The sequence below is a fragment of the Streptomyces sp. NBC_01498 genome (assembly GCF_036327775.1).
GTDB lineage: Bacteria > Actinomycetota > Actinomycetes > Streptomycetales > Streptomycetaceae > Streptomyces.
Genome location: NZ_CP109598.1, coordinates 5,764,976 through 5,786,636, shown reverse-complemented (window position 1 = coordinate 5,786,636; position 21,661 = coordinate 5,764,976). Strand labels below are relative to the sequence as shown.

Below are 21,661 nucleotides of genomic sequence, written 5' to 3'. Positions count from 1 at the left end.
CGTCGCCTTCCGCGTCCTCCTCCGCGTCCTCCTACGAAGGGCCCACCTCATGAACATCCCGCAGAACGGCCGCCGGATCCTGGTCACCGGTGCCTCGCGCGGGCTCGGCCGCGCCGTCTCCCGCGCCTTCGCCGCCAACGGCGACCGGGTCGCCGTCCACTACGGCACCCGCGCGGACGACGCGCGCCGCACCCTGGACTCCCTGGACGGGACGGGCCACACGCTGGTGGGCGGCGACCTGTCGGACCCGGCGGGAGCGGCCCGGATCGCCGACGCGGCGGCGGAGGCGCTGGGCGGTATCGACGTGCTCGTGAACAACGCGGCCGTGAACGAACGCCACCCGCTGCCCACCACCTCCTACGAGGACTGGGCGGCGAGCTGGCAGCGCCATCTCTCGGTGAACCTCCTCGGCACGGCCCTCCTCAGCCACCGGGCGGCACACTCCATGATCGACCGGGGCGTGGCCGGCCGGATCGTCAACATCGGCTCACGCGGCGCCTTCCGCGGCGAACCGGACCATCCCGCGTACGGCGCCACGAAGGCCGCCGTCCACGCGCTGGGCCAGTCCCTGGCCGTGTCGCTCGCGCCGTACGGCATCGGGGTCGCCTCGGTCGCGCCGGGCTTCCTCACGACGGAACGGGTGGCCGACCGGCTGACGGGCCCGGAGGGCGGGACGATCCGCTCCCAGAGCCCGTTCGGCCGTGTGGCGACGGCGGAGGAGATCGCGGCGCCGGTGCTGTGGCTGGCCTCCCCCGAGTCCCAGTGGTCGTCGGGAACGGTCCTGGACCTCAACGGCGCGTCGTACCTGCGCTGAACTCCCCGCCACCCGGCGGCGCGTCGTGCCCACCGCCCGGCGCTCGCCGCCCGCCGGCCCGTCATGCGTACCGCGCCCCCGACGCCCGCCGGCCCGTCGTGCCCGCCGCCCGAGGCCCGTCGGCCCGTCGTACGAACCGCCCGACGCCCGTCGGCCCGTCACGCGTACGCCGAACGCGCTCCGGCCCTCAACTCCCGCCGCGCGACCTCGCCTTGAACGCGGCCTTGCGGGCCTCCTTCGCCGATTTGCGGTCCTGGTGGAGACGGCCCATCGCCTCCAGCACGTCCGCCGTCGCCGGGTGGTCCACCCGCCAGGCCGCCTCGAAGAACCCGCTGTGCTGCCCGACCAGTCCCTCCACCAGTTCCTGGAGTTCCACCGGCTCGCCGTCGGCGTCGAGTTGGGCCGCGATCGTGTCGATCGCCAGCCAGAAGATCATCGACTCGGGCGGCGGGGGCACGTCGGCGGCGCCCAGTTCGGCGAGCCAGACGCGGGCGAGACCGCCCAGCTCACGGTCGTCCAGGACCTCGCGCACCGCGGGCTCCGCGCCGGGGCCGACGAGCGCGAGGGACTGCTGGCAGTGGAGCCGACGCAGCGGGCCGCCCGGGTCGGTTCCCCGTGCGGCGGCGAGGAGTTCACGGGCCGCCCCGGCGGGTTCGCGGCGGGCCAGCCACTGTTCGGTCTCGGCGCGCGCGGCGCCTTCCGGGAAGTGCGCGACACCGTCGAGCAGCGCGTCGGCGCCCTTGTCGGCCAGGTCGCCCACGGCGGGCGCCTCGACCCCCGCGTCCCGCATCCGGGACCTGATGCCGTGCAGCCCGAGCGGGGTCAGCGTGACCACGCCGTACCGGGTCACGTCGTCGTCCGCCGGGTCGCTTCCCGGTCCGCTCTCCGTGTCATCGGCCATCAGGGCCTCGTCGACGGGCACGTACGTGACGAGCCCGATCGGCTCCAGCAGCGCGAACTGGTCGTCCAGCCGCATCATCGCCTCCGACACCTGTTCCAGGACGTCGTCGGTGGGCTCGCCCATGTCGTCGGGCACGATCATCGACGCGGCGAGCACCGGCAGCGGTACGGGCACCGGATCGGTCCCGCCCTCGCCGACCGTGAGCAGATACAGATTCCCGAGGACGCCCTCCAGGAACTCGGCCTCCACCTCCGGGTCCCAGTCCAGCGCGTCGAGGTCGATCTCGCCGTCGTCGCCGATCGCGCCGGCCAGGTCCTCCAGGACGGGCGCGGTCGCGTCGGCGAAGACGACGTCCAGGGCGTCCAGCCAGAGGGAGAGGATGTCCTGCGGGCTGCCGGAGGTGATGAGCCGCAGCGCGGCCCCCGCGCTCACGGTGCCCTCGGCGTCGCCGTCGTCCGCCGTGTCGTCCTCGCCGGGGTCCTCGACCTCGACCAGCCCGGTGTCGACGGCGACCCGCCACGCCTCGCTCGCCTCGGCCTCGGCCTCCGCCCACGCGCGGGCCGCCAGTGCCTCGTCGCTCTCGGTCGGTTCGGGGCTTCCGGCCCCGGTGAGCCCCAGCACCTCGGCGGCCTCGGGCAGTTGCTCGTCCACCAGTTCGCCGCCCGCGCCGACCCGGGTCGCCGGTCCCGCCCAGCGGGCCAGCCGCACCGCCCTGGCGAGCAGCGGTACGGCGAGGGCGTCCCGCGCCAGCTCCGCGTCCGAGGGCAGCCGCACCGGCGGCAGAGTGGCACGGTCTCCCGACATCTGGTAATTCTCCTAGCGCCGTACGGGGTCCAAGGCGCCCAAGCCTAGACGCATTTCACCCCATCCCAACCGGTTCATTTGGCCGACAACCGGTGTACACCCGGGCGCCCTTGACAACACGGGTGCCCACGCAAGAGATTGACGCGCGTAGAACCATGGCTTCACGCCGTCTTCCATTCTCACTTCCGGAGTTCCGCAATGCCTTCATCCGTACCGAGAACGGCCGCAGTCTCGGCCGTCGTCGCCACCGCTCTGGCCGCCGGTCTGATCGCCGGAACGTCGTCGGCGTCGGCCGCCGAAGTCAGGATCCACGGCATCCAGGGCAGTGGCCGGATATCGCCGCTCGTCGGCACCCCCGTGGTGGACGTGCCCGGCATCGTCACCGGTGTACGGACCTACGGCTCGCGGGGCTTCTGGTTCCAGGACCCGAACCCCGACAAGGACGCCGCGACGAGCGAGGGCATCTTCGTCTTCACCAGCTCCGTGCCGACGGTCGCCGTGGGCGACTCGATCAAGGTGTCGGGCACGGTCACCGAGTACGTCCCCGGCGGCGCCACCTCGGGCAACCAGTCCCTGACCCAGATCTCGTCGCCGAAGATCACGGTCGTCTCCTCCGGCAACAAGCTCCCGGCGCCGGTGACCATCAACGCGAAGTCGGTCCCGGCCGCCTACGCGCCGAACGGCACCGCCGCGACCGGCAACAGCATCAACGGCCTCAAGCTGAAGCCCAAGAGCTACGCGCTGGACTACTACGAGTCGCTGGAGGGCGTCAACGTCCGCGTCGGCTCCTCGCGCGTGGTCGGCGCCACCGACGCCTTCGCGGAGCTGTGGGTGACGGTCAAGCCCAGCGAGAACGCCAACCGCCGCGGCGGCACGGTCTACGGCTCCTACGAGTCCCAGAACACCGGCCGCATCCAGATCCAGCAGCTGGCCCCGACCGCCGAGGTGCCCTTCCCGAAGGCGGACGTCGGCGACACGGTCTCCAGCGGCGCCGAAGGCCCCCTGGACTTCAACCAGTACGGCGGCTACACGCTGACCTCCCGGACGGCGCTCACGGTCGCCGGCGACGGCGCCAAGGCCGAGAAGACCCGCGCGCAGCGCGGCAACGAGCTGGCCGTGGCGACGTACAACGTCGAGAACCTCGACCCGTCCGACCCGCAGGAGAAGTTCGACGCGCTGGCCGCGGCCGTCGTCGGGAACCTGTCGTCGCCCGACATCCTCGCCCTGGAGGAGATCCAGGACGACAACGGCGCCACGGACGACGGCACCGTCTCCGCCGGCGCGACGATCGCCAAGTTCACGGCGGCGATCGTGGCGGCCGGCGGGCCCGCGTACGAGGCGCGGACCGTCGACCCCCAGAACAAGACCGACGGCGGCGAGCCCGGCGGCAACATCCGCCAGGTCTTCCTCTTCAACCCCGAGCGGGTCTCCTTCACCGACCGTCCGGGCGCGGACGCCACGACGGGCACCCAGGCCGTCCGCACGGCCGGCAAGGCCGCGCTGACGCTGTCCCCGGGGCGTATCGACCCGGCGAACACCGCCTGGACGGACAGCCGCAAGCCGCTGGCCGGTGAGTTCACCTTCCGCGGCGAGCCGGTCATCGTGATCGCCAACCACTTCGGCTCCAAGGGCGGCGACGAGAGCATCGTCTCGCACCACCAGCCGCCGAACCGGGTCTCCGAGGCGCAGCGCCACCTCCAGGCGAAGGCCGTCAACACCTTCGTGAAGGACCTGCTCAAGATCCAGTCGGGCGCCCGGGTCCTGGTGGTCGGTGACATCAACGACTTCGAGTTCTCCACCACCACGCAGAACCTCACGGCGGGCGGCGCGCTGTACCCGGCGATCAAGTCCCTTCCGGCGCCGGAGCGTTACTCGTACGTCTACCAGGGCAACAGCCAGGTTCTCGACCAGATCCTGACCAGCCCGTCGATCGACGACTTCGAGTACGACAGCGTGCACATCAACGCCGAGTTCGCGGACCAGAACAGCGACCACGACCCGCAGGTCCTGCGCTTCCGTCCGTGACCGTTCCGGGCTCAGCCCGAACCGTCCTCCGCGCCTGAAACCGCGAGGGCCCGGCCGCACCCCACATGCGGCCGGGCCCTCGCTCCGTCGTCGGGTCCGGGTGAGGTCAGCGCCTTTCGGCCCAGTGCGCCACCCAGTCGGCGAACCCCGCGTCGCCCTCGAAGGGCGCGGCTCCCACATCGCCGACCGCCCATATCCGGCCACGCTGCGGGCCGGTGACGACCAGATGCCAGTAGAGCCCGCAGCCGTCGGTGCCCAGCACGACGCTGCCGTCGTTGCCGACCTGGTCGATCAGCGGCTCCAGTTCCTCGTACGGCCGGGGGTCGTCCTCCCACAGCCACGCCTCGGTGAGGGGGAACTCCCTGCCGACGGCGCGCTGTCCGTCGTCGGCCCCCCAGTCCGCGGGCAGCCGCCGCAGCGGGATCAGCCCGTCGATGTCGGCCGGGCCCTCGTCGCTGCCGTCGCATATCTCGGCGACCAGCGTGCGGTACGGCTCCGGCAGTACGACGCCCTGCTCGTGCTCGTACGCGTGCACGGCCGCCCAGCCCAGCGGGGGCCGGCGCAGCTCGGGCCGGAAGGCGGCGCGCAGCGTGTCGAGGTCGGCGGGGTCCGCGCGTTCGGCGTCGGTGTGTCCGGCAGCCGTACGTTCGGCGTCCGCGTGTCCGTGAGCCGCTGCGTGTCGGTGAGCCGCGCCTTCGATGTCCGTGTGTCCGGTGCTCATGCGTTCCATCGGATCATCGACCGCCGACAGGGCCGGCCGCCCAGGAGGTGACGTCCAGGGTGCCGTCCGTACCGAGGTCGACGGCGAGGGGCAGGGAGATCGGGGCCTCGCCGGGGGCGGGCGTGACGCGGATGTGGGCGCCCGGGGTGGGGGCTCCGTCGAACGACGTGACGCGGTTGTTCCAGTGCACCACGGCGGCGGCCGTCCCGTCGGGTGCGAGTGTCAGCCGCCGGGGGCGGTCGTCGCGTCTGCCGGTGAAGCTGTAGTCATTCTTGTGGCTGATGGTGACATCGACCGGTTGACGCCCGGTGTCGAGGAGTTCGACGCCCGGGTGGCCCTTGACGGAGAAGGGCCGGTCGCCGCAGTTCCGGAGCTGGAGCGTGGCCACCCGGTGGCCCATCGCGGAGTCCTCGCCGATGATCGCGAGAGCGAGGCCGCCCGGCGGACAGCCGGGCGGCCTGGTCGGGGTCGGCGGTGGCGGGGACGGGAGCGGGCCGGGGGACACGGGCCGGGGCGGGGGCGACGACGTGCCCGGAGCGGGCGGGGCGGGGCGAGCCGCGCCAGCCGTCCGTCCCGCCTCGGCCTCTGCCTCGATCTCCGCCTCGATCTCCGTCCTCAGGTGTGCGCATCCCGCCGCCGTCAGCAGCAGGACCAGCGCCCCGGCCAGCCGCGCGGCACGGCCGTGTCGCCCCGTCATCGCATCCCCGTCCCGTCCCCCGTCGGCGTGCTGACGTGCCGTCAGTTGTGGCTGTGCAGGACGTCGTTCAGTCCGCCCCAGACCGCGTTGTTCGGACGCGCCTCGACCGCACCGGTCACCGAGTTGCGGCGGAAGAGGATGTTCGACGCGCCGGACAGCCCGCGCGCCTTGACGATCTCCCCGTCCGGCAGGGTCACGCGCGTACCGGCCGTGACATAGAGCCCGGCCTCCACCACGCACTCGTCGCCGAGCGCGATGCCCACGCCCGCCTCGGCGCCGATGAGGCAGCGCTCGCCGATCACGATGCGCTCCGTGCCGCCGCCGGACAGGGTGCCCATGGTGGAGGCGCCGCCGCCGATGTCGGAGCCGTCGCCGACGACGACCCCGGCCGAGATCCGGCCCTCGACCATGGAGGTGCCGAGGGTGCCCGCGTTGAAGTTGACGAAGCCCTCGTGCATCACGGTGGTGCCCTCGGCGAGGTGCGCGCCGAGCCGGACCCGGTCGGCGTCGCCGATGCGGACGCCCTTGGGGGCGACGTAGTCCGTCATGCGCGGGAACTTGTCGACCGAGGTGACCTGGAGGTGCAGCCCCTCCGCGCGGGCGTTGAGCCGTACCGTCTCCAGCGCGTCGACGGCGACCGGGCCCAGCGAGGTCCAGGCGACGTTGGTGAGGAGGCCGAAGAGTCCGTCGAGGTTCTGGCCGTGCGGCTTGACCAGCCGGTGGCTGAGCAGGTGCAGCCGCAGGTAGGCGTCGTGGGCGTCGAGCGGCTTGTCGTCCAGCGAGGCGATGACCGTACGGACGGCTACGACCTCGACGCCGCGCCGGGTGTCGGGGCCGGTGGCCTTGCCTGCGGCGTCTCCGAGCAGTTCGGCGGCGCGGCCGGCGTCCAGCCGCTCGGTGCCGGCCGGGCCCGGCTCGTCGGCCAGGGCGGGGGCGGGGTACCAGGTGTCGAGGACGGTGCCGTCCGCGGTGAGGGTGGCGAGCCCGGCGGCGACGGCGCCGGTGGTGCGAATAGCAGTCGTGTCGGTCATGAGCGAAACCTAACGGGCACCCGTACGCCGAGGCCAACCGGTCTCGGCGTACGGGCGGCCGCTCCCACGGTCCGAGGGGCCCCGCGCTCCGACGGCGCCCTCGTGGTGCGCCCCCGGCGGCTCAACGGCCGTCGCGGCAGAGGCGCTCGCGCGAACTCGACGGCCGTCGTGGACTCAGGGTCGCTCGTGTTCCTCGGCGACCAGAGCCGACTCCAGCACCAGGTTCGCCATGTAGACGTCGCCCTTCTTCCATCCGGGGCCCTTGCCGGGCAAGGGCCGTCCCCCGGCGCCCTTCCCCTCGCTGTCCCCCTCGCTGCCTCCCTCGCTGCCTCCCTCGCCGGGAGTGGGGCTGTCCTTGCCCGCCGTCCACAGCTCACCGACCGGCAGACCCGTCGCCGGATCCAGCAGATACATCCGGATGTCGGCGTCCTTGCCGGCGCCTCCGGACTCCTTCCGGCCGATGGCGACCGTCTCCCGGCCCGCCGTGTCGGTGACCCGGCCCGCCTTCAAGCCGGGGACCCCGGCCATCGCGCGGTAGACCTTCGCCAGCCCCTCGGGATGGACGATCGGCTGCTCGGTGGTCAGCAGTCCGAGTGCCCGGAACGCGTGCTCCTCGGGCGTCTCCGCGCTCGCGGGGCCGGTCGGGTAGAACGCCAGGACCTTGTCGAGCACCTTCTCCGGGTCGTCGGGCAGATCGGCGAGGAAGGCGAAGATCTCACGGGCGGAGTAGTCGTCGTCCTTCTTTCCCTTCTCCGCCGCCGGGTCGGCGAAGGGCGTCCACTCCTCGACCTCGTGCGGCCCGGGGCCGGTCAGGAAAACGCTCCTCCCCACACCGGGCATGTGCGTGGGCGTCGCCCCCGGCGGGGGCTCCTGGCCGGGATCGAGCGGGATCATGATGCCGCTGCTCCCGCTCATAGACGCGTTGTAGGTGCTCTCGCGGGTGTAGATCCACTGCTCGGCGCCGGGCCTCGGCACCGGGTCGTCCTCCACCATCGCGGCGGCGTCCAGCAGGACGTCCCTCGCGCTGCCGACCTTCCCCGCTCCGCCCACCAGCGACACGGGCGCCCGGTCGTGCCCGTCGCCCCCCACCAGCAGGGTGGTCGTCACAGCGGCCACCGTGATCGCGACCACGGCGCCGGCCGCCGCCGTACGCCAGTCGGAGCGCAGCCCGCGGACCCGGCCGCCGCCCGACCGCGCCGAGTCGAGCAGCCGTTGCCGGCCCGGTGCCAGCCTGGCGCGGTCGGGAAGCGGTGCATCGGCGCGCAGTTCGCCGACGATCGTCGTCTCATCCATGGCTCGTCGCCTCCGCAACGTCTGTCACTCGGGTGGGGTCGTCGCCGCCCAGCGCCGTACGTACCTTGCGCCGGGCCCTGTTGAGCCGGGAGCGGACCGTGCCGATCGGCAGGGAGAGCGCGTCGGCGACTTCCTGATAGCTGAAGTCCGCCCAGGCGACCAGCAGCAGGACGTGCCGGTCCCCGCCGGACAGACCGGCGACGGCCCCGGCGAGCGCGGCCTGCGCGGCCTCGGCGGTGACCCGGCTGTCGGCGTGCTCGACCCAGGACTCGGCCACGGGGTCGCGACCGGTACGCGCGAGTGCGCGCAAGCCCCGTACCTCCGCGCGGCGTTGCTTGCCGATCAGATTGGCCGCGATGCCGTACAGCCAGGGCCGGGCGTTCTCCCGCGTGGTGTCGTACCGGGCACGGAGGCGGAAGGCCGTCAGGAAGGTTTCGGCGGTGATGTCGTCGGCCGCGCCGTCGCCGAGCCGGCGGGCGGCGTAGCGGTGGATGTCGGGGGCGTACCGGTCGTAGAGGAGCGCGAATATCTCGGGGCGCTCCTGGGATTGGCTGATGACGGCTGCGTCGTCGCCGTCCGGGGGTATTCCGGTCACAGGCCCTCCGTCTGCGGCATGTCCAGGTGTGGTCGTGCTTCCACTGCCTGTTTCCCGATGTGCCGTGACGGGTTCACGCGACGCGCGTGCCGGCGGGCGGGGCGCCCGCGCCGGTTCAGCCGAGCCGGTTGCCGTCGATGTGGCCCGGCGCGCGGTCGGTGTCGTCCTCGGCGCGGGGCAGGGTGCGGTGTCCCTCGGAGTGGTGGTTCACCCAGCCGCAGACGCCACAGCTGTAGCGGCCGTCGAGCCCGGCGATGAGCGTGCCGCACTGCCGGCACTCGGCGTAGGTGATCTCCGGCCCGATGGCCACCGCGTGCTCCGTCGCGGGCTTCGCGGTGGGCTCCGGCGCGGCGGAAGGAACGGCCGAAGCAGCGGCGGTCGAAGGTCCGGTCGCGGGGCCCGGCACAACGCCGGTCGCGCGCGTGGACTCCGGTCCGGTCACGACGAGTTCGGGCGCGCCGGGTTCGGTCGAAGCGGGGTCGGTCGAAGCGGGGTCGGGCATGTCGGGCGGAACGCTCATCCCGTCAAGTTACCGGCAACAGCTCACGTGACGCCAAGGGCGCCGCCCGGGGACGCCCCGGCGAGAACCCGGCGCAGCGTCTCGGCCGTGTGCCCGGCGTCGTACTCCCGCCCGGTGAGCAGGACATGGAGGCAGACCCCGTCGAGTACGGCGGCCAGCGCGCGGGCCGTACCGGCGTCGACCCGGCCGGCCAGGGCCCGTACGACCTCGTCGCACCACTCGGCGGCCACCGGCCGCAGGGCGGGACGGCGCAGGGCGGCGAGATACAGCTCGTACTCCAGCTCGACGCCCGCCCGGTCCGCCGCCAGCCACTGCCCGGTGAGCCGGGCCAGCTCGGCCGCGAGGTCGCACTCCGGGTCGGTGCGGACGGCGCTCCCGGTGACGGCGGCGGCGAAGCCCTCGTTGGCCTGTCGCAGCGCGGCGACCAACAGCTCGTCCAGGGACGCGAAGTGGTACGTCGTGGAGCCGAGCGGCACATCGGCCTCGGCGGCGACGGTCCGGTGACTCAGCCCGGCGATCCCCGCTCGCCCGACCACCCGGAGCGCCGCGTCGATGATCCGCTGCCGCCGCCCGGGGTCGTACCGCCGGGCCATCAGTGGGCCCCGCCCACGTTGAGCAGGACGACCCCGGCGATGACCAGGGCGATACCGGCGAGCTTGGCGGGGGTGGCCGCCTCACTGAGGAAGACCATCCCGATGGCCGCGACGGCGGCGGTACCGACGCCCGCCCAGATCGCGTACGCGGTGCCGACGGAAAGGGTTTTCAACGTCTGCGCGAGCAGCACGAACGCCACCAGGTACCCGCCCACGGCCCCCAGCGACGGCCAGAGCCGGGTGAACCCCTCGCTGTACTTCATGGCCGTCGTCCCGGCCACCTCCGCCGCGATCGCCACGGCGAGCAGTGCGTATCCCAGTCCCATGCGTACGAGGGTACGCACGGCTGCGTACGCGCGTACATAAAGGCCCCCGTCCATCTGCCCGAGCGGCCACGTTCCCGCGCCCCCGCATCCCCGGGAGCCCTGTCCGTGGGCCCGGCACCCGCAGGCCGCGGGTTCCCCGCGGCCGACGTCCTGACCGGTGCACCACGGCGCGAACGGTGTCCGGCGTCGCGCGAAACGCGAAGGCGCCGGCGGCGCGACGGGACGGCACCGGGGCCGGCATACGCGAAGGCGTGGCACGCCCCCGCCAGGGGACGCACCACGCCTTCGTCACGCGGTCGGGCGACCAGCCCGGGCAGCCGGGCCGGACAGCCGGGCCGGGCAGCCGGGCCGGGCAGCCGGGCCGGGCAGCGACTAGCTCAGACGTTGAAGCCCAGCGCGCGCAGCTGCTCGCGGCCGTCGTCCGTGATCTTGTCGGGGCCCCACGGGGGCATCCAGACCCAGTTGATCTTCAGCTCGCTGACCAGTCCCTCGGTCGCCGACTTCGCCTGGTCCTCGATCACGTCGGTCAGCGGACAGGCCGCCGACGTCAGTGTCATGTCGAGGGTGGCGACGTTGGACTCGTCGATGTGGACGCCGTAGATCAGGCCCAGATTGACGACGTCGATCCCCAGCTCGGGGTCCACGACGTCGTACAGCGCCTCGCGGACCTCCTCCTCGGAGGCGGGCTTCATCGTCACGGTCTCGTTCTCGCTCATGCCGTCTCCTTCTGCGCGGTGTCGCCCAGTGCCTGGGCCGTCGCGTCCTTCCACGCCATCCAGCTCAGCAGCGCGCACTTCACACGGGCGGGATATTTCGAGACGCCGGCGAACGCCACGGCGTCCTCCAGCACCTCCTCCATCGCGTCGTCGGGCTCGATCCGGCCCTTGGACTGCATCAGCTCCAGGAAGGTGCCCTGGATCTTCTGCGCGTCGGCGAGGTCCTTGCCGACCAGCAGGTCGTTGAGCACGGACGCGCTGGCCTGGCTGATGGAGCAGCCCTGGCCCTCGTACGACACGTCCTCGATCCGGGTGCCGTCGTACTTCACCCGCAGCGTGATCTCGTCGCCGCACGTCGGATTGACGTGGTGCACCTCGGCGTCGCCGTCCCGCAGACCGCGTCCGTGGGGGTGCTTGTAGTGATCCAGGATGACGTCCTGGTACATGGAATCCAGCTTCACCGGTCAATCCCTCATCCGAAGAAATTACGGACGTGCTCCAGCCCGTCGACCAGGGCGTCGACCTCGGACCGCGTGGAGTACAGATAGAACGACGCCCGCGTGGTCGCGGGAATTCCGTACCGCAGGCAGACCGGACGCGCGCAGTGGTGTCCGACCCGGACGGCGATGCCCTGCTCGTCCAGTACCTGGCCCACGTCGTGCGGGTGGATGTCTCCGAGTGTGAAGGAGATCGTGGCGCCGCGCTCCTCGGCCGAGGACGGGCCGATGATCCGCAGGTCGGGGACGTCGAGCAGCCGTTTCACCGCGTACTCGGTGAGGGCGTGCTCGTGCGCCGCGATCTTGTCCATGCCGATCGCGGTGAGATAGTCCACGGCCGCGCCGAGGCCGACGGCCTGGGCGATCGGGGGCGTGCCCGCCTCGAACTTGTGCGGCGCCGGGGCGTACGTGGACGAGCTCATCGACACGGTCTCGATCATCTCGCCGCCGCCGAGGAACGGCGGAAGGTCCTCCAGGAGTTCCTGGCGGCCCCACAGGACGCCGATCCCGGTCGGTCCGCACATCTTGTGGCCGGTGAAGGCCACGAAGTCGGCCTGGAGCGCCTGGACGTCGACGGCCACGTGCGGCGCCGCCTGCGAGGCGTCGATCAGCACGAGCGCGCCGACCTCCTGGGCGCGCCGGACGATCGTCTCGACCGGGTTGACCGTGCCCAGGATGTTCGAGATCAGCACGAAGGAGACGATCTTCGTCTTCTCGGTGATGATCTCGTCGATGTTCGACAGGTCGAGGCGGCCGTCGTCGGTGAGACCGAACCACTTCAGCTTCGCCCCGGTGCGCTGCGAGAGCAGCTGCCACGGAACGATGTTGGAGTGGTGCTCCATCTCCGTGATGACGATCTCGGTCTCGTGGTCCACCCGGTAGGGCTCGTCGGCCCAGCCCAGCATGTTCGCCACGAGGTTCAGCGACTCGGAGGCGTTCTTGGTGAAGATCACCTCGTCGCGGCTGGGCGCGTTGATGAAGGCGGCCACCTTGTCCCGCGCGCCCTCGTACAGCGCCGTGGCCTCCTCGGCGAGCACATGGACGCCGCGGTGCACGTTGGCGTTGTGCTGCTCGTAGTACTCGCTGAGGGCGTCGAGGACCTGGCGCGGCTTCTGGGACGTCGCCGCGTTGTCCAGGTAAACGATCTTCTTCCCGTCGTGGACCAGGCGGTCCAGCAGCGGGAAGTCCTTGCGGACCGCCTCGTCGAGGAATCGGCCCGACCCGGTGAGGAGGCTCGACGGCTGTGTCACGTGCCTGCCCTTTCGTTCGCTTGTCCGCCCGCGAGGCGCGTCCGCGAGTCGCGGGACGGCCGCGGGCCGGTGGCCTCGCGTGCGTCGCTCACTGGGACACGCCGCCCTTCACGTACGCCTCGTAGCCCTCGTTCTCCAGCTTGTCGGCGAGCTCGGCGCCGCCGGACTCGGCGATCCGGCCCTGGGCGAAGACGTGCACGAAGTCGGGCTTGATGTAGCGCAGGATGCGCGTGTAGTGCGTGATGAGGAGCGTGCCGACCTCGCCGCTCTCGCGGACGCGGTTGACGCCCTCGGAGACGACGCGCAGCGCGTCGACGTCCAGACCGGAGTCCGTCTCGTCGAGGATCGCGACCTTGGGCCGGAGCAGTTCGAGCTGAAGGATCTCGTGGCGCTTCTTCTCGCCGCCGGAGAAGCCCTCGTTGACGTTGCGCTCGGCGAAGGCCGGGTCCATCTGGAGCTGTTCCATCGCGCCCTTGACCTCCTTCACCCAGGTACGCAGCTTGGGTGCCTCGCCGCGCATGGCGGTGGCGGAGGTGCGCAGGAAGTTGGAGACGGAGACGCCGGGGACCTCGACGGGGTACTGCATCGCGAGGAAGAGGCCGGCGCGGGCGCGCTCGTCGACGGTCATCTCCAGGACGTCCTCGCCGTCCAGCGTCACGGTGCCACCGGTGATCGTGTACTTGGGGTGGCCCGCGATGGAGTACGCGAGGGTCGACTTGCCGGAGCCGTTGGGGCCCATGATGGCGTGGGTCTCGCCCTGCTTGACGGTCAGGTCGACGCCCTTGAGGATCTCGCGGGCACCGCCCTCCGCGGCGACGGAGACGTGCAGGTCGGTGATTTCGAGGGTTGCCATGGGTGACTCAGGACTCCTGGGTGACGGAGACGAGCACATCGTCCCCTTGGATCTGTACGGGGTATACGGGGACGGGTCGCGTCGCGGGCAGGCCGTTCGGCTTTCCGGTCCGGAGGTCGAAGGTGGAGCCGTGCAGCCAGCATTCGATGGAGCAGTCCTCGACCTCGCCCTCCGAGAGGGAGACGTTCGCGTGCGAGCAGATGTCGTTGATCGCGAACACCTCTCCCCCGGAACGGACGACCGAGACCGGTGTGCCGTCGAGCTCCACCCGCTTAGGGGTGTCGTCCTCCAGCTCGCTCAGTCCGCAGACTCGGACGAAGGCCATCAGATCGACGCCTCCAGCTCCGCCTCGATCTTGGCGATCAGGCGTTCCTCGACGTCGGGCAGTCCGATCTGCTGGACCAGTTCGGCGAAGAAGCCGCGGATGACGAGGCGGCGCGCCTCGATCTGCGGGATCCCGCGCGACATCAGGTAGAACAGCTGCTCGTCGTCGAACCGGCCGGTGGCCGAGGCGTGACCGGCGCCGGCGATCTCGCCGGTCTCGATCTCCAGGTTGGGTACGGAGTCGACCCGGGCGCCGTCCGTGAGGACCAGGTTCCGGTTCATCTCGTAGGTGTCGGTGCCCTCCGCGACGGCGCGGATGATCACGTCGCCGATCCAGACGGCGTGCGCGTCGTCGCCCTGGAGCGCGCCCTTGTAGACGGCGTTGGACGTGCAGTGCGGGGCGTCGTGGTCGACCAGGAGACGGTGCTCCTGGTGCTGGCCCTTGTCGGTGAAGTACAGGCCGAACAGCTCGGCCGCGCCGCCGGGGCCCGCGTACCGCACGCGCGGGTGGAGCCGTACGACGTCGCCGCCGAAGGTCACCACGATCGACTTGAACGAGGCGTCCCGGCCGACCAGCGCGTTGTGCTGGGAGACATGGACGGCCTTGGCGTCCCAGTCCTGTACGGACACGACGGTGAGCTTGGCGCCGTCGCCGACGAGGAAGTCGACGTTGGCGGCGACCACCGCGTCACCGGTGTGGTCGATGACCACGACCGCCTCGGCGAAGGCGCCCAGCTCGATCACCTGGTGCACGAAGGCGGTGCCGCCCTGGCCGTGCACGGTGATCCGGATCGGCTCGGTGAGCACGGTCTCCTTGGGCACGGAGACGACGGACGCCTTCTCGAACGAGGTGTACGCCTGGGCGGCCACCCGGTCGACCGGCGTACCGGCCCTGCCCACGCGCGGGTCGTCGCGCCCGACGGTCTCCTGGGTGACGCCCTCGGGCGTGAACACCTCCGTACGGATGAGACCGTCGGCGACGGCCGTACCGTCCTGGAGACCGCGCAGCCGCTCCAGCGGTGTGAAGCGCCACTCCTCCTCGCGGCCGTGCGGGACGGGGAAGTCCGCGACGTCGTAGGACGGCGGCGCGCTCACGCGCGTGGCGACGGTCGACTCGGCGGCCACCGCGATCGAACCGGCGGTGGTGGAACCCACCGGAATGTTCTGAGCCTCAGCCATGGCTGTCGTCGTGCTCTCTCTCTGCCTCTGGGGAAATCGGTCGCTGCTGCGGAGAACCTGCCGCCGGGGGCAGGGTCAGCCGACGGAGCCTTCCATCTGGAGCTCGATCAGCCGGTTGAGCTCCAGGGCGTACTCCATGGGCAGTTCCTTGGCGATCGGCTCCACGAAGCCGCGCACGATCATCGCCATGGCCTCGAACTCGGTCATGCCGCGGCTCATCAGGTAGAAGAGCTGGTCCTCGGAGACCTTGGAGACCGTCGCCTCGTGGCCCATCGACACGTCGTCCTCGCGGACGTCCACGTACGGGTAGGTGTCGGAGCGCGAGATGGTGTCGACCAGCAGCGCGTCGCAGAGCACGTTGGACTTGGATCCGGCGGCGCCCTCACCGATCTCGATGAGACCTCGGTAGGACGTACGGCCGCCGCCCCGCGCCACCGACTTGGAGACGATGTTCGAGGAGGTGTTCGGAGCCATGTGGACCATCTTGGCGCCGGCGTCCTGGTGCTGGCCCTCGCCCGCGAAGGCGATGGACAGCGTCTCGCCCTTGGCGTGCTCGCCCATCAGGTAGACCGCCGGGTACTTCATGGTGACCTTGGAGCCGATGTTGCCGTCGACCCACTCCATGGTCGCGCCCTCGTAGGCCACGGCGCGCTTGGTGACCAGGTTGTAGACGTTGTTCGACCAGTTCTGGATGGTCGTGTAACGGCAGCGGCCACCCTTCTTGACGATGATCTCGACGACGGCGCTGTGCAGCGAGTCCGAGGAGTAGATCGGCGCCGTGCAGCCCTCGACGTAGTGGACGTAGGCGTCCTCGTCGACGATGATCAGTGTCCGCTCGAACTGGCCCATGTTCTCCGTGTTGATACGGAAGTACGCCTGGAGCGGGATCTCGACGTGCACACCCTTCGGCACGTAGATGAAGGAACCGCCGGACCACACGGCCGAGTTCAGCGACGCGAACTTGTTGTCGCCGACCGGGATGACCGTGCCGAAGTACTCCTGGAACAGCTCGGGGTGCTCCTTGAGCGCGGTGTCGGTGTCCTTGAAGATGACGCCCTGCTCCTCCAGGTCCTCACGGATCTGGTGGTAGACGACCTCCGACTCGTACTGCGCGGCGACACCGGCGACCAGGCGCTGCTTCTCCGCCTCCGGGATACCGAGCTTGTCGTACGTGTTCTTGATGTCCTCGGGCAGGTCCTCCCAGGACTCCGCCTGCTTCTCCGTCGACCGGACGAAGTACTTGATGTTGTCGAAGTGGATGCCCGACAGGTCGGAGCCCCAGCTCGGCATCGGCTTCTTGCCGAACAGCTTCAGGCCCTTGAGACGGAGCTTCAGCATCCACTCCGGCTCGCTCTTCTTGGCCGAGATGTCCCGGACGACCTCTTCGGAGAGACCGCGCTTGGCGGCGGCTCCGGCCGTGTCGGAGTCGGCCCAGCCGTACTCGTACTTGCCCAGTCCTTCGAGCTCAGGGTGGGCGGTCTCCGTGGGGAGCGTCATGCGGGGTTCCTCCCGGCCGTGCTTTCGGATGCGTGGTGATCGGTCTGCTGGCTGATACGCGGTCCCCCGGTGCCCGGGGTGCCGTCCCGCGCCGTGGCACCCGGTGGAGCGCCGTGGCCCGCGCCGTGGGGGATGAACGTCGTGCACACCCCGTCGCCGTGGGCGATGGTCGCCAGCCGTTGCACATGGGTGCCGAGCAGCTCGGAGAAGAACTCCGTCTCCGCCTCGCACAACTGCGGATACTTCTCGGCCACATGGGCCACGGGGCAGTGGTGCTGGCAGAGCTGCTCGCCCTGCCGGCTCGGCGCGCCGCGAGCCGTAGCAGCGTACCCGTCCGCGCTCAGCGCCCTGGCGAGTGCCTCCGTACGCCTCTCGGGGGGCGCGGCGGCGACCGCTTCCCGGTACGGCTCCGCCTGGGTGGCGATCCGGTCGCGCGCGAAGGCGGTGACCGCGGCGTCACCTTCGGGGCCGCCGCCGGCGGCGCGGGCGATCCAGTCGAGGGCGTCGGCGGCGAGCTGGTCGTAGGACTGGTCGAAGGCGTCCCTGCCGCAGTCGGTGAGGGCGAACACCTTGGCGGGCCTGCCGCGTCCGCGTGAGCCGTAGACTCGCTGGTCACGGGGCTCCACGACGGTGTCGGCGACGAGCGCGTCGAGATGGCGGCGGACGGCGGCCTGGGTGAGGCCCAGCCGCCCGGCCAGGTCGGAGACGGTGGACGGGCCGTGATCCAGGATGGAGCGCGCGACCCGGTTGCGCGTGGAGCGCTCACCGGTCGCGAGGTCCTCCTGGTGAGGCTCGCCAGCGTATTTCACAACGCCATTGTTGCGTAATTCCTTCGCGAGTGACAACAGCCGTCCGTGGCGACGCGCGGTGCGCTACGTCACTTAGGGTTACCTAATCAGCCGGGCGGCCCGGGGTTCGCGCCCGGGTTCGCCGCCCCCTGGAACCGGCGCTCCGGGCGCGCTGCCTAGACTCACGGCATGCGCAGCGTCGTCGGAGAACCGGCCGTACAGATCCGGGGCCTGGTCAAGCGGTACGGGGCCCGGAACGCGGTGGACGGACTGGATCTGGTGTTCCGCGCGGGCACCGTCTCCGCCCTCCTCGGGCCCAACGGGGCCGGCAAGACCACCACCGTCGAGACCTGCGAGGGCTACCGGGTCCCGGACGAGGGGACCGTACGCGTCCTCGGGCTCGACCCCGTCGCCGACGCGGCCCGGCTGCGCCCCCGGATCGGCGTGATGCTCCAGTCGGGCGGTGTGTACTCGGGGGCCCGCGCGGACGAGATGCTGCGCCACATGGCCGCACTGCACGCGAACCCGCTGGACGTCCCCGAGCTGATCGAGCGGCTCGGCCTCGGCGGCTGCGGCCGTACGGCCTACCGGCGGCTCTCCGGCGGACAGCAGCAGCGCCTCTCGCTCGCCATGGCGGTCGTCGGCCGCCCCGAGCTGGTGTTCCTGGACGAGCCGACCGCCGGGCTCGACCCACAGGCCCGCAGGTCCACCTGGGACCTGGTGCGCGAACTGCGCGCCGACGGCGTGACCACGGTCCTCACCACGCACTTCATGGACGAGGCCGAGGAACTGGCCGACGACGTCGCCATCATGGACGCCGGCCGGACCGTGGCCCACGGCTCCCCCGACGAGCTGTGCCGGGGCGGCGCCGAGAACACCCTGCGCTTCACCGGCCGCCCCGGACTCGACCTCGGCTCCCTGCTCAAGGCGCTGCCCGACGGGTCGGCCGCCGGCGAACCGACCCCCGGCACCTACCGGATCGGCGGCACGATCGACCCGCAGCTGCTCGCGACGGTGACGACCTGGTGCGCCCAGCACGGGGTGATGCCGGACCGGATCTCCGTCGAGCGGCACACGCTGGAGGACGTCTTCCTCGAACTGACCGGCAAGGAGCTGCGGCCATGACCACCGGTACGGACACGGACACGGGCGCCGGGACGGGTGCCGCCGCCGGCAGATACGCCCCCGCGCCGGGCGCGGCGCCCCTGTCGCGGATGATCGCCGCGCAGACGGTCTTCGAGACCAGGATGCTGCTGCGCAACGGTGAGCAACTGCTGCTGACCGTGATCATCCCGAGTCTGCTGCTGGTCCTGTTCTCGACCGTCGACGTCGTCGACACGGGCTCGGGCGCGTCGGTCGACTTCCTCACCCCCGGTGTTCTCGCGCTGGCCGTGATGTCGACCGCCTTCACCGGGCAGGCCATCGCGACGGGATTCGAGCGGCGGTACGGGGTGCTCAAGCGGCTGGGGGCGTCACCGCTGCCCCGCTGGGCGCTGATGACCGCCAAGACCCTCTCGGTCCTGGTGACCGAGGTGCTTCAGATCACCCTGCTGACGGTCCTCGCGTTCGCGCTGGGCTGGTCCCCGCAGGGCGGCCCCCTCGCCGTCGTACTCCTGCTCGTCCTCGGGACGGCCGCCTTCTCCGGGCTCGGGCTGCTCATGGCGGGCACACTCCGGGCGGAGGCGACGCTGGCCGCCGCGAACCTGGTGTTCGTCCTGCTGCTGGTGGGCGGCGGGGTGATCGTGCCGCTGGACAAGTTCCCGGACCTCGCGCGGGAGTTGCTCGGCCTGCTGCCGATCTCGGCGCTGTCCGGGGGGCTGCGCGACGTACTCCAGCACGGGGCCGGGATGCCCTGGGGCGACCTCGGGGTGCTGGGTGTCTGGGCGGTACTGGGGCTCGGGGCGGCGGCGCGTCTCTTCCGCTGGGAATAGGGGCGGTTCGGCCGGGGCGGGCCGGGCGGGACGCCTCGCGGCACCCCTCGTGACCGCGTTCACAAACCCCCCGCCTACCATGGTTGCCGTGTGGAACCCCCTCGACTACGTCGCCCAGCGCTGGACGCCCTCCCCCCGTACGCTGCGCCGTGCCGCGCTCTCCGCCGTCGTGATGACGGTCGTCATCATCGTCACCGGCGGCGCCGTACGGCTCACCGGCTCCGGGCTCGGCTGCGACACCTGGCCGAAGTGCACGGACGACAGCCTGTTCGCGACCCCCGAGCAGGGGCTGCACGGGGCGATCGAGTTCGGCAACCGCATGCTGACGTACGTCCTGTCGGCGGCCGTCGGCTGGGCGATCGTCGCGGCCCGGTCGGTCGAGCCCCGGCGGCGCGGTCTGACGCGGCTCGCCTGGAGCATGTTCTGGGTCGTGGTGCTCAACGCCGTCATGGGCGGCGTCACGGTCCACACGGAGCTGAACCCCTGGACGGTGGCCGTCCACTTCCTGCTCGCCAACGCCCTGCTGACCGTCGCGGTCGTCGTCTGGCAGCGCACCCGCGAGGGCGACGCGCCGCCCCGGCCGAGGGTCCCGCGTCCGGTACGGAAGCTGGCCTGGGCCCTGGTCGCCGCGACGGCCCTGCTGGTCGCCGTCGGAACGACGGTGACCGGGTCCGGGAAGCACGCGGGCGACAGCAGCGAGGTGCCGCGGATGCCGTGGAACTGGGTCGACGCGGCGCACGTGCACGCGGCGACGGCCTGGCTGGTCTGCGCGCTGGCCGTCGCGATGTGGCTGGTGCTGCGGGTCGTGGACGCCCCGGACGACACCCGCGCGCGGGCGCGCGACCTGCTCGTGGTCCTGCTGGCGCAGGGCGCCGTGGGCTACGTCCAGTACTTCACCGACGTACCCGAGTTCCTGGTCGGGCTGCACATGCTCGGCTCCGCGCTGACCTGGGTCGCCGTGCTGCGACTCGCGCTGAGCCTGCGGGAGCGGCCCGTGTCGGAACCGGAGATCCCGGCCAGTAAGGACCCGGCGGACCCGGCGCTGTCCACGGCCTGAGCGAACCGCCCTTCGGCGGAACCGGAGATCCCACCCCGTAAGGACCCGGCGGACCCGGCGCTGTCCACGGCCCGAGCCAACCGCCCATGGGCGGAACCGGAGATCCCACCCCGCAAGGACCCCGCTGCCCCGGCACTGTCCACGGCCCGAGCCAACAGCCTTTCTGACGGGCCGTCGGTCCGCGCCCGGACTCGGGTCCGGGTGGCGAGCCCGGCGGGTTTCGCCCGAGGCGGGCATTTCGGCGGCGCGCAGCACGGCGGCGCCCCCTGCCGAGCCGGGGCGGCCGACGGCGGGCGGCGAATCCGGCGCCGGAGGGGGCCGCGCCGGAGGCGGGCGGGCCTGGCGGGCCCGCCGAGTGCCACCTCCGTACGGAGGACACCGTGGCGGTCCGCTCCACCCGCGTCACGGTCCCGGTCACAGCGGTCATGCCGTTCCCGGCCATGAACCGTGTCTCTGCCGTCCCCACGGGACAGCACACCCCGGTGCTGGTCCGCTCCACCCGCGGCAACGTCCCAATCACAGCGGTCATGCCGTTCCCGGCCATGAACCGTGTCCCCGCCGTCCCCACGGGACAGGCGCACCCAGGTGCTGGTCCGCTCCACCGGCGTCGTGCTCCCGGTCACAGCGGTCAGCCGTTCCCGGCCATGAACCGTGTCCCCGCCGTCCCCACGGGACAGCACACCCCGGTGACGGTCCGCTCCACCGGCGTCGTGCTCCCGGTCACAGCGGTCATGCCGTTCCCGGCCATGAACCGCATCTCTGCCGTCCCCACGGGACAGGCACACCCCGGTGCTGGTCGGTCGACCCGGCGGGCTGCTGCCCCACCGGGCCTCAGCCGTTGGCGGGGCCGCCGAGCTGGATGCCGGCCATGCGGGTCCATTCGTACGGGCCGGTCCGGACCTTCGCGGCGAACTCGCCGTCGAAGGACTCGTGCAGGGTGATCCCCGCCTTCTCGGCGGCCTTCAGCGCCACGTCGTGTGTGGGGGCGACGAGGTCGCCCCAGTCGCCGTCCGCCGCGACGAGCACGACCCGGGCGCCCGCCTGTCCCAGATACGCGAGTTGGCCCTCGACGGCGCCGTCGTGCCGGCGCGCGAAGGCGCCGATCTGCTTGGCCAGCCGGGCCGCGCGCCGCTCGTCGCGGGCCTCCCGCCGGGTCGGGCGGGGGCCGCCGCCGGTCGCCCCGCCGGTCTCAGTCTCGGTCTCGGTCATGAGCGCCATGCTACCGACCGGTAGTCGTACCCGGCCAGGC

General features: G+C 71.9%; 23 protein-coding genes. 5 read left to right on the top strand and 18 right to left on the bottom strand.

Going from position 1 to position 21,661, the window contains the following annotated elements; translation table 11 throughout:
* Window positions 1–49: 49 nt before the first annotated feature.
* Window positions 50–814 (top strand): SDR family NAD(P)-dependent oxidoreductase, encoded by a 765-nt coding sequence (locus OG875_RS24655; protein WP_330176410.1) that lies wholly within the window; start codon window positions 50–52, stop codon window positions 812–814.
* Window positions 815–1,001: 187 nt separating this feature from the next.
* Here the strand turns inward: OG875_RS24655 and OG875_RS24650 are convergent, their stop codons facing one another.
* On the bottom strand, window positions 1,002–2,519 hold the full coding sequence (locus tag OG875_RS24650; RefSeq protein WP_330176409.1) for a hypothetical protein: 1,518 nt from the start codon (window positions 2,517–2,519) through the stop codon (window positions 1,002–1,004).
* A 198-nt stretch (window positions 2,520–2,717) separates the two neighbouring features.
* Between OG875_RS24650 and OG875_RS24645 the strand changes: the two genes are divergently transcribed.
* Window positions 2,718–4,544 carry an endonuclease/exonuclease/phosphatase family protein gene (locus OG875_RS24645; protein ID WP_330176408.1) on the top strand — a complete coding sequence of 609 codons (1,827 nt, stop codon included), beginning with the start codon at window positions 2,718–2,720 and terminating at the stop codon, window positions 4,542–4,544.
* A 106-nt stretch (window positions 4,545–4,650) separates the two neighbouring features.
* Here OG875_RS24645 and OG875_RS24640 read toward each other — a convergent pair whose 3' ends face one another.
* From OG875_RS24640 to OG875_RS24565, 16 genes are all read right to left on the bottom strand, one after another.
* A complete protein-coding gene (locus OG875_RS24640) occupies window positions 4,651–5,265 on the bottom strand; it encodes an SMI1/KNR4 family protein (RefSeq protein ID WP_330176407.1) in 615 nt (204 codons plus the stop codon).
* 13 nt (window positions 5,266–5,278) lie between these two features.
* Window positions 5,279–5,962 (bottom strand): DUF4232 domain-containing protein, encoded by a 684-nt coding sequence (locus OG875_RS24635; RefSeq protein ID WP_330176406.1) that lies wholly within the window; start codon window positions 5,960–5,962, stop codon window positions 5,279–5,281.
* A gap of 41 nt (window positions 5,963–6,003) precedes the next feature.
* Complete coding sequence (dapD, locus tag OG875_RS24630) at window positions 6,004–6,993, bottom strand: 2,3,4,5-tetrahydropyridine-2,6-dicarboxylate N-succinyltransferase (protein ID WP_330176405.1); 990 nt, start codon at window positions 6,991–6,993, stop codon at window positions 6,004–6,006.
* Window positions 6,994–7,167: 174 nt separating this feature from the next.
* On the bottom strand, window positions 7,168–8,286 hold the full coding sequence (locus tag OG875_RS24625; RefSeq protein ID WP_330176404.1) for a CU044_5270 family protein: 1,119 nt from the start codon (window positions 8,284–8,286) through the stop codon (window positions 7,168–7,170).
* Window positions 8,279–8,881 carry an RNA polymerase sigma factor gene (locus OG875_RS24620; RefSeq protein WP_330176403.1) on the bottom strand — a complete coding sequence of 201 codons (603 nt, stop codon included), beginning with the start codon at window positions 8,879–8,881 and terminating at the stop codon, window positions 8,279–8,281. The genes OG875_RS24625 and OG875_RS24620 overlap by 8 nt, the downstream gene beginning before the upstream one ends.
* Window positions 8,882–8,996: 115 nt before the next feature.
* Window positions 8,997–9,401 carry a hypothetical protein gene (locus OG875_RS24615; RefSeq protein WP_330176402.1) on the bottom strand — a complete coding sequence of 135 codons (405 nt, stop codon included), beginning with the start codon at window positions 9,399–9,401 and terminating at the stop codon, window positions 8,997–8,999.
* Window positions 9,402–9,424: 23 nt separating this feature from the next.
* Window positions 9,425–9,994, bottom strand: a complete 570-nt coding sequence (locus OG875_RS24610; RefSeq protein ID WP_330176401.1) for a TetR/AcrR family transcriptional regulator — start codon at window positions 9,992–9,994, stop codon at window positions 9,425–9,427.
* A complete protein-coding gene (locus OG875_RS24605; RefSeq protein ID WP_330176400.1) occupies window positions 9,994–10,320 on the bottom strand; it encodes a DMT family transporter in 327 nt (108 codons plus the stop codon). Before OG875_RS24605 ends, OG875_RS24610 begins: the two co-directional genes overlap by 1 nt.
* 377 nt (window positions 10,321–10,697) lie before the next feature.
* The gene (locus tag OG875_RS24600; RefSeq protein ID WP_330176399.1) at window positions 10,698–11,036 is read right to left on the bottom strand and encodes a metal-sulfur cluster assembly factor; all 339 of its coding nucleotides are present in this window, start codon (window positions 11,034–11,036) and stop codon (window positions 10,698–10,700) included.
* Window positions 11,033–11,497, bottom strand: a complete 465-nt coding sequence (sufU, locus tag OG875_RS24595) for a Fe-S cluster assembly sulfur transfer protein SufU (protein ID WP_330176398.1) — start codon at window positions 11,495–11,497, stop codon at window positions 11,033–11,035. The genes OG875_RS24600 and sufU overlap by 4 nt, the downstream gene beginning before the upstream one ends.
* A gap of 11 nt (window positions 11,498–11,508) precedes the next feature.
* On the bottom strand, window positions 11,509–12,783 hold the full coding sequence (locus OG875_RS24590) for a cysteine desulfurase (protein ID WP_330176397.1): 1,275 nt from the start codon (window positions 12,781–12,783) through the stop codon (window positions 11,509–11,511).
* An 88-nt stretch (window positions 12,784–12,871) separates the two neighbouring features.
* Window positions 12,872–13,636, bottom strand: coding sequence for a Fe-S cluster assembly ATPase SufC (sufC, locus tag OG875_RS24585; RefSeq protein WP_330176396.1), 765 nt, complete (start codon window positions 13,634–13,636; stop codon window positions 12,872–12,874).
* 7 nt (window positions 13,637–13,643) lie between these two features.
* Window positions 13,644–13,961, bottom strand: a complete 318-nt coding sequence (locus tag OG875_RS24580) for a non-heme iron oxygenase ferredoxin subunit (RefSeq protein ID WP_330176395.1) — start codon at window positions 13,959–13,961, stop codon at window positions 13,644–13,646.
* Window positions 13,961–15,139 (bottom strand): Fe-S cluster assembly protein SufD, encoded by a 1,179-nt coding sequence (gene sufD / locus OG875_RS24575; protein ID WP_330176394.1) that lies wholly within the window; start codon window positions 15,137–15,139, stop codon window positions 13,961–13,963. The genes OG875_RS24580 and sufD overlap by 1 nt, the downstream gene beginning before the upstream one ends.
* A 75-nt stretch (window positions 15,140–15,214) precedes the next feature.
* Window positions 15,215–16,636 carry a Fe-S cluster assembly protein SufB gene (gene sufB, locus OG875_RS24570; RefSeq protein WP_330176393.1) on the bottom strand — a complete coding sequence of 474 codons (1,422 nt, stop codon included), beginning with the start codon at window positions 16,634–16,636 and terminating at the stop codon, window positions 15,215–15,217.
* Window positions 16,633–17,445, bottom strand: a complete 813-nt coding sequence (locus tag OG875_RS24565) for a helix-turn-helix transcriptional regulator (protein WP_330176392.1) — start codon at window positions 17,443–17,445, stop codon at window positions 16,633–16,635. Before OG875_RS24565 ends, sufB begins: the two co-directional genes overlap by 4 nt.
* Before the next feature lie 168 nt (window positions 17,446–17,613).
* Here OG875_RS24565 and OG875_RS24560 point away from each other — a divergent pair, with 168 nt between their 5' ends.
* The 3 genes from OG875_RS24560 to OG875_RS24550 all read left to right on the top strand — a co-directional run bounded on the left by OG875_RS24560 (window position 17,614) and on the right by OG875_RS24550 (window position 20,412).
* Window positions 17,614–18,549 (top strand): ABC transporter ATP-binding protein, encoded by a 936-nt coding sequence (locus tag OG875_RS24560; RefSeq protein WP_330176391.1) that lies wholly within the window; start codon window positions 17,614–17,616, stop codon window positions 18,547–18,549.
* Entirely contained in the window at window positions 18,546–19,355 is an 810-nt protein-coding gene (locus OG875_RS24555; RefSeq protein ID WP_330176390.1) for an ABC transporter permease, read from the top strand. The genes OG875_RS24560 and OG875_RS24555 overlap by 4 nt, the downstream gene beginning before the upstream one ends.
* Window positions 19,356–19,434: 79 nt before the next feature.
* The gene (locus OG875_RS24550; RefSeq protein ID WP_330176389.1) at window positions 19,435–20,412 is read left to right on the top strand and encodes a COX15/CtaA family protein; all 978 of its coding nucleotides are present in this window, start codon (window positions 19,435–19,437) and stop codon (window positions 20,410–20,412) included.
* A gap of 831 nt (window positions 20,413–21,243) precedes the next feature.
* On the opposite strand, the gene OG875_RS24545 is transcribed toward OG875_RS24550, so the two are convergent.
* On the bottom strand, window positions 21,244–21,621 hold the full coding sequence (locus tag OG875_RS24545) for a hypothetical protein (RefSeq protein ID WP_330176388.1): 378 nt from the start codon (window positions 21,619–21,621) through the stop codon (window positions 21,244–21,246).
* Window positions 21,622–21,661: the final 40 nt, after the last annotated feature.

What these genes read in the sequence shown, in the direction of transcription:
- OG875_RS24655 (WP_330176410.1), top strand. Translation starts at nt 50, where the DNA reads ATGAACATCCCGCAGAACGGCCGCCGGATCCTGGTCACCGGTGCCTCG.
- OG875_RS24650 (WP_330176409.1), bottom strand. Translation starts at nt 2,519, where the DNA reads ATGTCGGGAGACCGTGCCACTCTGCCGCCGGTGCGGCTGCCCTCGGAC.
- OG875_RS24645 (WP_330176408.1), top strand. Translation starts at nt 2,718, where the DNA reads ATGCCTTCATCCGTACCGAGAACGGCCGCAGTCTCGGCCGTCGTCGCC.
- OG875_RS24640 (WP_330176407.1), bottom strand. Translation starts at nt 5,265, where the DNA reads ATGAGCACCGGACACACGGACATCGAAGGCGCGGCTCACCGACACGCA.
- OG875_RS24635 (WP_330176406.1), bottom strand. Translation starts at nt 5,962, where the DNA reads ATGACGGGGCGACACGGCCGTGCCGCGCGGCTGGCCGGGGCGCTGGTC.
- dapD (WP_330176405.1), bottom strand. Translation starts at nt 6,993, where the DNA reads ATGACCGACACGACTGCTATTCGCACCACCGGCGCCGTCGCCGCCGGG.
- OG875_RS24625 (WP_330176404.1), bottom strand. Translation starts at nt 8,286, where the DNA reads ATGGATGAGACGACGATCGTCGGCGAACTGCGCGCCGATGCACCGCTT.
- OG875_RS24615 (WP_330176402.1), bottom strand. Translation starts at nt 9,401, where the DNA reads ATGAGCGTTCCGCCCGACATGCCCGACCCCGCTTCGACCGACCCCGCT.
- OG875_RS24610 (WP_330176401.1), bottom strand. Translation starts at nt 9,994, where the DNA reads ATGGCCCGGCGGTACGACCCCGGGCGGCGGCAGCGGATCATCGACGCG.
- OG875_RS24605 (WP_330176400.1), bottom strand. Translation starts at nt 10,320, where the DNA reads ATGGGACTGGGATACGCACTGCTCGCCGTGGCGATCGCGGCGGAGGTG.
- OG875_RS24600 (WP_330176399.1), bottom strand. Translation starts at nt 11,036, where the DNA reads ATGAGCGAGAACGAGACCGTGACGATGAAGCCCGCCTCCGAGGAGGAG.
- sufC (WP_330176396.1), bottom strand. Translation starts at nt 13,636, where the DNA reads ATGGCAACCCTCGAAATCACCGACCTGCACGTCTCCGTCGCCGCGGAG.
- OG875_RS24580 (WP_330176395.1), bottom strand. Translation starts at nt 13,961, where the DNA reads ATGGCCTTCGTCCGAGTCTGCGGACTGAGCGAGCTGGAGGACGACACC.
- sufD (WP_330176394.1), bottom strand. Translation starts at nt 15,139, where the DNA reads ATGGCTGAGGCTCAGAACATTCCGGTGGGTTCCACCACCGCCGGTTCG.
- sufB (WP_330176393.1), bottom strand. Translation starts at nt 16,636, where the DNA reads ATGACGCTCCCCACGGAGACCGCCCACCCTGAGCTCGAAGGACTGGGC.
- OG875_RS24560 (WP_330176391.1), top strand. Translation starts at nt 17,614, where the DNA reads ATGCGCAGCGTCGTCGGAGAACCGGCCGTACAGATCCGGGGCCTGGTC.
- OG875_RS24555 (WP_330176390.1), top strand. Translation starts at nt 18,546, where the DNA reads ATGACCACCGGTACGGACACGGACACGGGCGCCGGGACGGGTGCCGCC.
- OG875_RS24550 (WP_330176389.1), top strand. Translation starts at nt 19,435, where the DNA reads ATGGTTGCCGTGTGGAACCCCCTCGACTACGTCGCCCAGCGCTGGACG.
- OG875_RS24545 (WP_330176388.1), bottom strand. Translation starts at nt 21,621, where the DNA reads ATGACCGAGACCGAGACTGAGACCGGCGGGGCGACCGGCGGCGGCCCC.